The organism is Winogradskyella eximia (assembly GCF_003386165.1).
Classification (GTDB): Bacteria; Bacteroidota; Bacteroidia; order Flavobacteriales; family Flavobacteriaceae; genus Winogradskyella; species Winogradskyella eximia.
Map to the genome: position 1 here is coordinate 13,301 of NZ_QRDV01000002.1, position 12,592 is coordinate 25,892.

The 12,592-nt window shown below is 32.2% G+C and carries 11 protein-coding genes; 8 read left to right on the forward strand and 3 right to left on the reverse strand.

Annotated features, from left to right (window positions below):
* The first annotated feature begins 37 nt into the window (after positions 1–37).
* Positions 38–2,965, forward strand: a complete 2,928-nt coding sequence (locus tag DFQ10_RS05825) for an FAD-binding and (Fe-S)-binding domain-containing protein (RefSeq protein ID WP_115816469.1) — start codon at positions 38–40, stop codon at positions 2,963–2,965.
* Here the strand turns inward: DFQ10_RS05825 and DFQ10_RS05830 are convergent.
* Positions 2,957–3,823: a UDP-2,3-diacylglucosamine diphosphatase gene (locus DFQ10_RS05830; RefSeq protein WP_115816470.1), complete on the reverse strand. Its 867-nt coding sequence runs from the start codon at positions 3,821–3,823 to the stop codon at positions 2,957–2,959. The genes DFQ10_RS05825 and DFQ10_RS05830 overlap by 9 nt on opposite strands.
* A 208-nt stretch (positions 3,824–4,031) precedes the next feature.
* Between DFQ10_RS05830 and aroC the strand changes: the two genes are divergently transcribed.
* The 5 genes from aroC to DFQ10_RS05855 all read left to right on the forward strand — a co-directional run bounded on the left by aroC (position 4,032) and on the right by DFQ10_RS05855 (position 8,491).
* Positions 4,032–5,099, forward strand: a complete 1,068-nt coding sequence (gene aroC / locus DFQ10_RS05835) for a chorismate synthase (RefSeq protein ID WP_115816471.1) — start codon at positions 4,032–4,034, stop codon at positions 5,097–5,099.
* Between the two features lie 47 nt (positions 5,100–5,146).
* A complete protein-coding gene (locus DFQ10_RS05840) occupies positions 5,147–5,722 on the forward strand; it encodes a hypothetical protein (protein WP_147299183.1) in 576 nt (191 codons plus the stop codon).
* 69 nt (positions 5,723–5,791) lie between these two features.
* Entirely contained in the window at positions 5,792–7,237 is a 1,446-nt protein-coding gene (locus DFQ10_RS05845; protein WP_115816473.1) for a dicarboxylate/amino acid:cation symporter, read from the forward strand.
* A 10-nt stretch (positions 7,238–7,247) separates the two neighbouring features.
* Positions 7,248–8,060, forward strand: a complete 813-nt coding sequence (locus DFQ10_RS05850) for a sulfurtransferase (protein WP_115816474.1) — start codon at positions 7,248–7,250, stop codon at positions 8,058–8,060.
* Between the two features lie 95 nt (positions 8,061–8,155).
* On the forward strand, positions 8,156–8,491 hold the full coding sequence (locus tag DFQ10_RS05855) for a hypothetical protein (RefSeq protein ID WP_115816475.1): 336 nt from the start codon (positions 8,156–8,158) through the stop codon (positions 8,489–8,491).
* 14 nt (positions 8,492–8,505) lie between these two features.
* Here the strand turns inward: DFQ10_RS05855 and DFQ10_RS05860 are convergent, their stop codons facing one another.
* Complete coding sequence (locus DFQ10_RS05860; protein WP_115816476.1) at positions 8,506–9,084, reverse strand: pseudouridine synthase; 579 nt, start codon at positions 9,082–9,084, stop codon at positions 8,506–8,508.
* Positions 9,084–9,896 carry a DUF1853 family protein gene (locus DFQ10_RS05865; RefSeq protein ID WP_115816477.1) on the reverse strand — a complete coding sequence of 271 codons (813 nt, stop codon included), beginning with the start codon at positions 9,894–9,896 and terminating at the stop codon, positions 9,084–9,086. Before DFQ10_RS05865 ends, DFQ10_RS05860 begins: the two co-directional genes overlap by 1 nt.
* A gap of 136 nt (positions 9,897–10,032) precedes the next feature.
* Here DFQ10_RS05865 and DFQ10_RS05870 point away from each other — a divergent pair, with 136 nt between their 5' ends.
* Together DFQ10_RS05870 and DFQ10_RS05875 are read left to right on the forward strand one after the other, a co-directional pair.
* Entirely contained in the window at positions 10,033–12,153 is a 2,121-nt protein-coding gene (locus tag DFQ10_RS05870; RefSeq protein ID WP_115816478.1) for an elongation factor G, read from the forward strand.
* Positions 12,154–12,164: 11 nt separating this feature from the next.
* A complete protein-coding gene (locus DFQ10_RS05875; protein ID WP_115816479.1) occupies positions 12,165–12,545 on the forward strand; it encodes a hypothetical protein in 381 nt (126 codons plus the stop codon).
* The last annotated feature ends 47 nt before the right edge of the window (positions 12,546–12,592 follow it).

A 12,592-nucleotide genomic window follows, 5' to 3' on the forward strand; every position in this document is an offset into this window, starting at 1 on the left:
TATAATTATAACTCGATTCAATCGATTATTAACGCTTATGCAAAATGTAAATCTTAAGACACTTGAAAGCCTTAAATCTAAACTAGATGGCGAGTTACATTTTAATGATTTAATGCGCAAACTATATGCTACAGATGCGTCTGTCTATAGAAAATTACCCTTGGCCGTTGCTTTACCAAAAAGCAAAGCAGATATTAAACTATTAATAGATTTTGCTAAAAACCATAAGACGTCTTTAATACCAAGAACTGCTGGTACATCTTTAGCTGGACAATGTGTTGGAGAAGGTATTGTAGTTGATGTCTCAAAACACTTTACAAGAATTTTAGATATTAATGAATCTAAGAAAACGGTAACCGTTCAGCCAGGAGTTGTACGTGATGAGTTGAATAATTATCTTAAACCATTTGGCTTATTTTTTGGTCCCAATACATCAACGTCTAATCGCTGTATGATTGGCGGAATGGTTGGCAATAATTCATCTGGAACCACTTCTATTCAATATGGTGTTACTCGTGATAAGGTTTTAAATCTGAAAACTATTTTAAGCGATGGAAGTGAAGTTGAATTTTCAAGTTTAACCTCTGTTGAATTTCATAAAAAAACAAAATTACAAACGCTTGAAGGTGATATTTATAACACTATTTTTAAAGAATTAGAGCCAAAAACTGTACAGCAAGAAATAAAAGCGAATTTCCCTAAACCTAGCATTCACCGAAGAAACACAGGTTATGCTATTGATGAGCTGATTAAATCTTCTGTTTTTACAGATTCTGATTCTGATTTTAATATGTGTCAATTGTTAGCAGGAAGTGAAGGTACTTTAGCGTTTACAACCGAAATCACATTACAATTAGATGATTTGCCACCAATTAAAAGCGCAATGGTTGCGCTTCATTTTGAAAGTATTGAAACCTGTTTAAAATCCGTGTCGCAAGTGATGCAGCACAATTTGCATACCTGTGAAATGATGGATGATACCATTCTGAATCTCACAAAACACAATAAAACACAGCAAGAAAACAGAGCGTTTATAGAGGGAAATCCGACTGCAATTTTAATGTGTGAGCTTAAAGCAGATTCAGATAATGAGCTTCAAACACAAATAGATGCATTTTTAAAAACTGTTAAAGGCCTGAATTTAAGTTATGCTAGCCCTGTTTTAAAAGGTGATGATATCAATAAAGCTGTAGAGTTAAGAAAAGCAGGATTAGGACTTTTAGGAAATATTATTGGCGATAAAAAAGCAGTCGCTTGTATTGAAGACACTGCTGTTGCAATTGAAGATTTAGAGAATTATATATCTGAATTCACGGCATTGATGGCTGCATATCATCAAAATGCGGTTTACTATGCGCATGCTGGCGCAGGCGAGTTGCATTTACGACCAATCCTAGATTTAAAGCAAACTGAAGATGTTGTTTTATTTAGAAAGATAACGACTGATGTTGCAAAATTAGTAAAGAAGTATAACGGTTCCATGTCTGGAGAACATGGTGATGGTATAGTGAGGGCAGAGTTTATTCCGTTAATGATTGGTGAAGCTAATTATCAAATTTTAAAACGAATTAAATCGGCTTTTGATTCTGAAAACATCTTTAATCCTCATAAAATAGTTGATGCTTATCCTATGGATAAAAATCTACGCTATGAAGTGGACAGAAAAGAACCAGAAATTGAAACATTATTAGATTTTTCGAGTTCGCAAGGTATTTTACGCGAAGCAGAAAAATGTAATGGTTCTGGTGATTGCAGAAAATTACCCGAATTTGGTGGTACTATGTGTCCTAGTTTTAGAGCTACCAGAAACGAAAAAGATACCACTAGAGCGAGAGCAAATGCACTAAGAGAATTCTTAACGCATTCTGAAAAAGCAAACAAGTTTAACCACGAAGAATTAAAGCAAGTTTTCGATTTATGTTTAAGTTGTAAAGCTTGCGCAAGCGAATGTCCAAGTAGTGTAAATGTAGCGAGTTTAAAAGCTGAATTTCAGTACCAATATCAAAAAGCAAATGGTGTGCCTTTTAGAACAAAATTATTTGCTTATAACAATAAAATTAATGATTTTGCGAGTCGTGTACCAAGGCTTACAAATTTTATGTTTTCTAATGGTTTTACAAGTTCAATTATAAAATCTATTGGAGGCATTGCTAAAGAAAGAAGTATTCCTTTAATTTCGATTAAAAGTTTAGATAAAGAGTTTAAGTTATTTAAAAACGAGTTAGTTAAAAAAAATCACATAAAAGAAGTGTATCTGTTTAACGACGAATTCACAAATCATTTAGATACAGAAATTGGTATTGATGCTATTGAACTTTTAAGTCGTTTAAATTATAAAGTTTCTATCATTTCTCATGCAGAATCAGGTAGAGCAATGCTCTCAAAAGGCTTGGTTGCAGAGGCGAAAAAAATGGCGAATAATAATGTTTTAAAATTTAAAAACTTAGTATCAGAAAACACACCATTAATTGGTATTGAACCTTCGGCTATTTTAACTTTTAAAGATGAATATATTAAATTGGCTGATGACAAAGAATCTGCAAAATCTATTGCAAAAAACACCTTTATTATTGAAGAATTTATTGAGCAAGAAATCGGATTAGGAAACATAACATCAGAACAATTTACCAAAGAAGAAAAGATCATTAAATTTCATGGTCATTGCCATCAAAAGGCATTAGCGAATCAAAAGTCGAGTTTTGATGTTTTAAACTTACCAGAAAACTACAAAGTAACCATTATCCCGAGTGGTTGTTGCGGAATGGCAGGAAGTTTTGGTTACGAAAAAGAACATTATGAAGTCAGTATGCAAATAGGCGAGCAAACGTTATTTCCTGCGGTAAGAAAAGCTTCAAAAGCGACTTGTATTTCTGCTAACGGAACAAGTTGCAGACATCAAATAAAAGACGGAACTGGCAGAGTGGCTAAGCATCCTATCTCTATTTTAAAGGAGGCTTTACTTTAATTTATTTTTTTTCTTCTTTTTAGATTTAGGTTGCTCAACTATAGTAATTGCAGCTATTAAATCATTCATGTTCATGTCTTTTATATCTTCATCAGCATAAAAAGCGGATAATTTATCTTTGTTGTAGTTGTAGATTTTCCAGCGTTTAAATTGATATTCTAAAGCGGTAAAGTTTTCAACCCAATCACCAGAATTCAAATACATTGTTTTACCGCGTTTGTTTCCTACTTGTAACATTTTAGGTTGGTGAATATGACCACAAATCACATAATCATATCCATTTTCAATAGCCAAATCTGTCGCTACTTTTTCAAAATCATTGATATATTTTACGGCACCTTTTACACTGTTTTTTATCTTTTGAGATAAGGAATAACGCTCTTTTCCTAATTTATCGGAACACCAATTCATCACTCGATTGATAAGTATAAGAAAATCGTAGCCATAACCACCAAGTTTAGCGAGCCATTTGGCATTTTGTATAGAAATATCAAAAACGTCACCATGGAAAAACCAAGCACGTTTTCCGTCTAACTCTAAAACTAGTTTATTCACTATAGAAATGTTTCCAATTTCGGTATCTGCAAATTTTCGTAACATTTCGTCATGGTTGCCAGTAATATAAATGACTTCAGTACCATTAGCTGCAAAATCCATAATCTTTTTTATAACAGAGAGATGAGATTTAGGAAAGTATCGCTTTTTGAATTGCCAAATATCTACAATGTCACCATTTAAAATCAGTTTTTTAGGCTCAATACTATTTAGATATGTTAATAGTTGCTTAGCGTGACAGCCATATGTGCCAAGATGCACATCAGATATAACCGCAATTTCAACCTTTCGTTTTATTTTCACGATATTAAAATTATTATGACAAAGAACTTTAATCTTTTTAAGATTTGGGTTAACCTATAATTAACTAATTATGAGTTAATTGTTATTATTATATTACCTAAAGATTAATAACATAAAAGCATAAATATTTAGTTGACAACAGAGGAAATACAGTGTGGTATTTCCATTTTTATAATAATACAATTACATTAGCGTAAAATAAATTGTAATGGCAGGAAATACAATCGGGAAATTATTTAAACTTACCACATATGGTGAATCGCACGGAAAAGCAATTGGAGGTATAATTGATGGTTGTCCTTCTGGATTAACACTCGATTTTGACGCTATTCAAGATGAATTGAATCGAAGAAAACCAGGTCAATCTAAAATTGTAACCCAACGTAAAGAGCCAGATTCTGTAGAATTTTATTCAGGCATTTTTGAAGGTGTAACTACCGGAACACCAATTGGTTTTGTGATTCATAATACCAATCAGAAATCAAAAGACTACTCACATATTAAAGATGTGTATCGTCCTAGTCATGCAGATTACACTTACGAAAAAAAATATGGTGTAAGGGATTATAGAGGAGGAGGACGCAGTTCTGCTCGCGAAACTGCTTCTAGGGTTGTTGCAGGTGCTATTGCAAAACAAATGCTAGCGTCAATTGAAATTAATGCATTTACCTCTTCAGTAGGTGATATTTTTATAGATAAACCTTATCAAGATTTAGATTTTAGTAAAACAGAATCTAATATTATTCGCTGTCCTGATGAAGCTACAGCGGAAAAAATGATTGCTAAAGTAGAAGAAATCAAAAAACAAGGGGATACTATTGGTGGCACAATAACGTGTGTGATAAAGAATGTACCTGTAGGACTTGGAGAGCCTGTTTTTGATAAGTTACATGCCGAATTAGGCAAAGCGATGCTGTCCATAAATGCTGTAAAAGGCTTTGAATATGGTAGTGGATTTTGTGGTGCAAAAATGAAAGGAAGCGAGCATAACGATTTGTTTAATAAAGATGGAACAACAAAAACTAACTTGTCTGGAGGCATACAAGGTGGAATTTCTAACGGAATGGACATTTATTTTAGAGTAGCGTTTAAACCAGTAGCAACCGTAATTCAAAAACAAGACGCTTTAAATAGTGCTGGTGAAATTGTAGAAATGCAAGGAAAAGGCAGACATGATCCTTGTGTAGTACCGAGAGCAGTACCTATCGTAGAAGCTATGGCAGCTTTGGTAATTGCTGACTATATGTTGTTAAGGAGACAGGAGACTAATAAATGATAATTAATTTGAGAAGGATATTTTTGTTTTTTGTATTTGTTACTTTTTTGAATTGTAACTCTAAGAAGAATTCTGAGTCCACTGAAAGTTCAAATGCAAAATTGCAACGTATTGAATTGCTTAATCTCAAAATGAAAATTCCTAATAATTATGATAAAATAAGTTCTGACTATTTCAGTGATATATTAGAAAAATCAATCTATAGAAATAAATTTACTGAATTCGAGTTGAAGAGTATGGATCGATATAGAAAATTTGGATCTAATGCTGAAATTTTTGTTGATAATGATGATATAACTAACGTTATAATTTTTCATGGGGCAGATTACATTAAAATGTCAAAGGAAGCATTAGAACTCTACATAGAAATGGTTGATGGTAATATATTTGCTGACGCTGAATTAAAAGGTATAGAGTATAAAAGACTTGAAGGTGAATTTTTAAACTACGGATTAGCTGAAGTAGTGAAGGTGAAATTTTCTCAAACATATCATCAAGATGAAAGTACTAAAACATATTTGACAAATTACCTTGTAAGTCATAATTTGAAATCATTCGGAATTATAGTTATAAATAAAGAAAATATAGATTTTCAGTATGTTTTAGATAATTTTAAGTTATAAAAATTAAGTTTAATAAATAAAAAATTCCCGTTTTCAGGGGAAAAGATTACTTAAATAAATTCAGCATAAATGAAAAAACTAGCTTTACACTGGAAGATTATAATAGGAATGGTTCTAGGAATCATATGGGCTTTAATATCGAGCACCATGGGTTGGAGTCAATTTACCATCAATTGGATCGATCCATTTGGGACTATTTTTATCAATTTATTAAAACTTATTGCAGTTCCGCTAGTGTTATTTTCAATAATTAGTGGTGTCGCTAATATTGGTGATCCCAAAAGCCTTGGAAGAATGGGTGGTAAAACTTTAGGGATTTATCTACTAACTACAATAATGGCGATTTCCTTAGGATTGCTTTTAGTAAATGTAATTAAACCAGGTGAACTTATTGATGAGCAAAGCAGAATCGATAACCGTATAAGCTACGAAATTTGGGCAGATAGCGAAGGGCATAAAATAAAAGATGGTATTAATTACCTACAAGATCCAGAATTTTTTGAACGTGCTCAAGAGATTTCAGAATTATCTAAAAGTGAATTAAAGCAAGCTGCTGTGGCAGATAAAATGGAAACCGTTAAAAATCGTAAAGAAACGACACCATTGCAGCCTTTGGTAGATATTGTACCTAGTAACTTTTTTCATTCACTTTCTAATAACGGGTTAATGCTTCAAATTATATTTTTTGCCATTTTCTTTGGAGTGTGTTTGTTGTTTGTACCATCAAAGTCAGCGCAACCAGTCTTAAATTTAGTCAATGGAGTTAATGAGGTCTTTCTTAAGATGGTAGATATTGTTATGCAAGGTGCACCATTCTTCGTTTTTGCTTTATTGGCAGGAGTTGTAAGTAAAATGGCTGGAGATGATATTGGTAAAGTAGTTGAAATTTTTAAAGGCTTAAGTTGGTATTCGCTTACAGTGCTGTTAGGCTTATTGTTAATGATATTTGTTATTTACCCTTTAATTTTAAAAGTATTTGTAAAGCAAATACCTTATAAAGGTTTTTTTAAATCGATGAGTCCTGCGCAGACCTTAGCATTTTCAACATCGAGTAGTGCGGCTACATTACCTGTTACTATGGAATGTGTTGAAGAAAACTTAGGCGTAGATAAAAAAATTAGCAGTTTTGTGCTACCTATTGGAGCAACTGTTAATATGGATGGTACAAGTATGTACCAAGCTATTGCGGTTATATTTTTGGCTCAAATGCATATGATTGATTTAACTTTAGGACAGCAAATAACTGTAGTGTTAACGGCAACTTTAGCATCTATTGGCTCGGCTGCTGTGCCAAGTGCAGGTTTGGTAATGTTAATTATTGTATTGAGTTCTGTAGGATTAAATCCGGCTTGGATTGCCATTATATTTCCGGTTGATAGAATTTTAGACATGTTTAGAACTGTTGTTAATGTTACAGGTGATGCTACCGTATGTTCTATTATAGCAGATGGTGAAAATATGTTGGAATATCAAGAACATGATAATCCGACAGAAACTTTTGATCTAGATTCATAATTGTGGTATTATGATAATTAAAGACATCAAGCCGTTAGTTTCAGTAGACTGGTTAAACACAAACCTTGAGGCATCAAATTTAATAGTTTTGGATGCTACAATTAATAAAGTGATTGACACAACTTCCGAAAGATTACCGAACGCTAGATTTTTCGATATTAAGAAAAAGTTTAGTGATGTTTCTGCACCTTTTCCAAGCACATTACCTTCAAAAGAACAATTTGAAACTCAGGCTCGAATCTTAGGAATAAACAATGATTCTTGCATTGTGGTTTATGATGATAAAGGAGTTTACTCAAGCGCTAGAGTTTGGTGGTTATTTAGAGTTTTTGGATTTAAAAATGTAGCCGTTTTAGATGGTGGATTACCAGAATGGAAACTCAATAATTTTCCTGTTGAAAAATATAAAAACGAAACTTATACTAAAGGTAACATTGAAGTCCACTATAATTCAAAATTAATGACGAATTTTGAAGGTGTGAAGCAACTTTCAACCAACCAAAACACGTTAATATTAGATGCACGCTCAGAGGCGAGATTTAAATGTTTAGTTGATGAACCTAGAGAAGGTTTGCGAAGAGGTACTATTCCTAATTCAGAAAGCTTACCTTACACGGACTTGTTTAAAGGAAATACTTTTAAACCAATTGAAGAGCTTTCAATAATCTTTAGTAAATTGGAAGTAGGTAATAGAACTTTAGTTTTTAGTTGTGGTTCTGGTATTACGGCTTGTATTTTAGCTTTAGCAGCTACACTTTGTAATTATAAGAACTTAATAGTCTATGATGGCTCATGGACAGAATATGGAAGCTTAACTGAATAAATAATAAACGAGCAAGTTTAATGCATTAATTCCCAATGGAAATGATTAATTGCAAGCAGCTTGTAACAATAAAATAAAACTATACAATACTACTCATGAAAACAATAGATTGGACAAAAGACGAACTTGTCGCTTACATTTTACTTTTCGCAGCAAATGCAGATTTTAAAGAATCCGCAAAAGAACGTGAGTTAATCATTTCTAAAGTAGATAAGCAAACATTTCAGGAAATTCATGAAGAATTTGATGCTGATAATGATTATCAAGGTCTTAAAAAAATTATGATTAGCCTTGAGCAACATCAATATACTAAAGAAGATGTAGACTTGCTTATGGAAGATATAAAAGCATTGTTTTTTGTAGATGATGATTTTGATATTACAGAGCAAAACATGCTAAAAAGTCTTAATCGTTTATTTAAGATAGCATAACCGAGTAGTCTTTTCTAAGGGTATAATTCATTTATGGGTTGTATCTCTAAAACAGAAGCAGGAGTCATAGTATCTAATTTATAATTACCAATCCGTACTCTCACTAATCTCAAAGTTGGGAAGCCAGCTTTTGCGGTCATTTTACGGACTTGTCTAAATTTTCCTTCTGTTAACGTAATAGATAGCCACGATGTTGGACCATGCTTTTCATGTCTAACAAAACGGTCTATGATATGAGACGTGTCTTTTAAGATTTCGGCTTTACATGGTTTCGATTTGTACGGTTTTCCGTCTACGGATATTTCAATGCCATTTTGTAGTTCTATAATAGCTTCACCTGTAACGTTCCCATCTACCATTACGTGATATTCTTTTTCAATTTTAGAACTTGTAATGTAATTACTAAACTTTCCATTGGTTGTTAATAGTAATAAACCCTCAGATTTTTCATCTAATCTACCTACAGCCATAACATTATCTGTAAAATCATAAAGCTCATTTAAAAGTTTTTTATTTCGTCTTTTGTTCTGATGATTTACAAACTGACTTAAGTAGCCGTAAGGTTTATATATTTTATAATAGCTATGTTCCATTACCACCAAGTTATAAAACATTTTTGAAGTTCATTGTTCCTTTTAATCCAGCATAAGGGTGAGCGCTGATCTTTAATATATGTTTCAATGTCACTTTTAGCATCTTCAAATTCTAACCAATTAACAGAGGTTTTTGGCAAAGAAAGCCATTCTAATTTTTTGGGAATATAAAATTGAAAGTCCTTTAGTTCATCAATATTTTTGGCGTTTAAATACCAACCTACAACACAATCAGAATTTAATGGTGCTACATTAATATTTTGATTTTTATAAGGCAAAAATAATTGTGCTTTAAAACAAACATTTTGAATTATGGCATTAATATGAAATGGGTAATGCTCTAAAACATCTTTTGTTTTAGGATGATAGAGTAGTGGTAACTGTTTTTCTTTTAGTTTTTTAAGTTTATAAACTAACGCGTCACTTCGGTTAGGTCCTACCCAATTATTTAGCGAATTAACATCATTTTGTTTAGAGTCGTATAAGTAAAATTTATAAACAATTTCTAAGTGAATCGGTTTCTCATTCTGTAAAAACAAGAGGTCTAACTCGCCTATTGTAATCTTATTATCTTTGATTTGTAAATTTTCTTCAAGAAGTTTAATACCATTTTGATGCTTTAATTGGTAAGCTACAAAATTTTCAACCCATTTACCTAAACGCAATTTTTTTGATTCATTTTCTATAGGAAATTGATTCAATGTAGGTTCAGGGGAATACTGTTTAAGGTGATATACAGTAGATCCTTTCCAGAGATATGGTGTGCTCTGAAAACCTTCAAATAAATCCTGAAAATCTAATGTTTTATCCAAGTGGTTGTAATTCTATGCTAAGTACTCTTTAAAAATATTCAAAACCTAACTTATGTCATATTTTTTCTTTTGAAGTAAAAGTATCTTTAAAGGTATAAAATTTAAGGAAACCTAATCATTCTAAATCACATAGCTTATGAAAGTATTTGATAATAAACACATTAAGAATGTGGCGTTTGTTGGTACCCATCGTGCTGGCAAAACCACCTTGTCTGAGACCATGCTGTTTGAAGCAGGCCTAATAAACAGGAGAGGTACCGTAGAACAGCAAAATACAATATCGGATTACCATGAATTTGAGCACCAACGCGGTGCTTCTGTTTTTTCAACCCCTTTGCATACTGAATGGCGTAATTATAAAATTAATATTCTAGATACTCCAGGATTAGATGATTTTATAGGAGAAATAATGTCTTCTATTCGAGTAGCAGATACTATTGTTACAGTGATTAATGCAAAACATGGAGCAGATATTGGAACAGAAATCATTTGGAATTATGTAGATAAGTATCACAAACCAACACTTTTTGTAATCAATAAAATTGATAGTGAAAAAGCTAATTTTGAAATGAGTTTTAATAGTCTCAAGGAATTAGTAGGAAATAATGCGGTATTAATTCAATATCCTATAAAAATAGATGGTGCGCAATGTATTATTGATGTGCTTAAAATGAAATGTTACAAATTTGGACCAGAAGGTGGTAAGCCAGAGAAATTAGCTATTCCTAAAGATCAACAAGACTATGCCAAAAAATTACATAATGAGCTTGTGGAAAAAGCAGCTGAGAATGATGAAGCACTTATGGAGCTTTATTTTGAAAAAGGAACACTAAATGAAGATGAGCTAAGACAAGGCATAAAATTAGGAATGTTAAACCATGATATGTTTCCTGTATTTTGTGTTTCAGCCTTAAAAGATATGGGAACAGGGCGTTTAATGGGCTTTATAGATAACGTTGCACCAGCAGCTGCTGATTTAAACCCAGAACAAACTATTGAAGGTAAAATAATAAAACCAGAAATGAATGCAGATACGTCACTTTTTGTATTTAAGAATGTACATCAACCTAATTTGGGACAAATTACTTTTTTTAAAGTAATGTCAGGTGAAGTTAAGTTTAATGATAAGCTTTATAATACGAGAACTGGTGAAATTGAGACACTAAACCAACTTTATATAATGGATGGAAAGCAAAAACATGCTGTACAAAAATTAACTGTTGGTGATATAGGTGCTACTACAAAACTAAAGTTTACAGAAACAAATGACACTTTAGCTTCTAACCCAAAATCAGGGACCATAAAACCTATTAAATTTCCTCAACCTAGATTAGTAAAAGCGGTTTTTGCAGAAAGTAACACGGAAGAAGAGAAGTTAAGTGACGCACTAAAACGTATGAGTAGCCAAGATTTAACTATAGATCTAAGCTACAATAGTGAAACACACCAAACCTTAATAGGTACACAAGGAGAATTACATCTCTCAACTATAGAATGGATATTAGAGCATATTTATGATGTAAAAGCGCGTTTTGAAGCACCAAAAATTTCATATCGAGAAACTATTCAACGAAGTGCAACAGCAAATTATAGACATAAAAAGCAGAGTGGAGGCTCAGGACAATTTGGTCAAGTGCATCTAAAAATAGAACCATATTATGAAGGTATGCCAGAACCAGAAGGGTTCTCGTTAAGAGGTAAAGAGGTTGTTGATTTACCATGGGATGGAAAACTAGTATTCTATAATTGTATCGTTGGCGGTGTTATAGATCAACGTTATTTACCTTCAATAATGAAAGGCATTTTAGACGTTATGGAATCTGGTCCATTAACTGATTCTTATATTAGAGATATAAGAGTTATGGTTTATGACGGAAAAATGCATGCTGTAGATTCTAATGATATTTCGTTTAAAATAGCAGGATCTTATGCATTCAAAGAAGCCTTTTTAAATGCTAATCCTAAATTATTAGAGCCTATTGAGCAAATGCAATTGCGAGTGCCTGATGAAATGATTGGTAATGTAATGACAGAGTTACAGAGCAGACGAGCTATTATTCAAGGTATAGAAAATGAAGCACATTATCAAATATTAAAATGTGCAATTCCTTCTGTAGAATTGACAGATTTTTCAAGTCAACTACGCTCATTAACTCAAGGTAGAGCAACTTATTCTTCAAGTTTTGATAGTTATAGTGCAGTGCCAAGTCATATACAAAAACAATTAATAAAAGAACAAGAATTAGTAACCACATAAACACCACCGTTATGCAAAGTAAAGTAATGTATTTAAGCGATTTAAAATTTAATATAGACACTTGGAAACGCGAATTAAGATTTCACTTTAATGAAATGGATACGTTTCAAGAGAAACTAGAAGAGATTGTGCCTCGTGTAGAAGGTGATATTTCTAAGAAAAAACTAGAAGTATTTCAGAATCGAATATTGATAGAAAAAGATGCCATTTCTAAACTAATGCACAGATGTAGAAATAAAATAGCTAATATTAATAATGCTGATTTTAATGAAAATATAGATGGACGTCTTCAAAATGAACAACGTACGCTTAAAGAGGATATGCGCACTTATATAAAACTACATTATGATTTAAAAGAAGAGCTTATGGATTTCTTTTTAGAAGTATTATAGGTTTAAGTTTAATAGATGAATTAATAAAAAAAACCACGAGGTCTAAA

Coding starts and splice junctions, on each gene's coding strand:
- DFQ10_RS05870 (WP_115816478.1), top strand. CDS start 10,033: ATGAAAGTATTTGATAATAAACACATTAAGAATGTGGCGTTTGTTGGT.
- aroC (WP_115816471.1), top strand. CDS start 4,032: ATGGCAGGAAATACAATCGGGAAATTATTTAAACTTACCACATATGGT.
- DFQ10_RS05855 (WP_115816475.1), top strand. CDS start 8,156: ATGAAAACAATAGATTGGACAAAAGACGAACTTGTCGCTTACATTTTA.
- DFQ10_RS05825 (WP_115816469.1), top strand. CDS start 38: ATGCAAAATGTAAATCTTAAGACACTTGAAAGCCTTAAATCTAAACTA.
- DFQ10_RS05850 (WP_115816474.1), top strand. CDS start 7,248: ATGATAATTAAAGACATCAAGCCGTTAGTTTCAGTAGACTGGTTAAAC.
- DFQ10_RS05845 (WP_115816473.1), top strand. CDS start 5,792: ATGAAAAAACTAGCTTTACACTGGAAGATTATAATAGGAATGGTTCTA.
- DFQ10_RS05860 (WP_115816476.1), bottom strand. CDS start 9,084: ATGGAACATAGCTATTATAAAATATATAAACCTTACGGCTACTTAAGT.
- DFQ10_RS05875 (WP_115816479.1), top strand. CDS start 12,165: ATGCAAAGTAAAGTAATGTATTTAAGCGATTTAAAATTTAATATAGAC.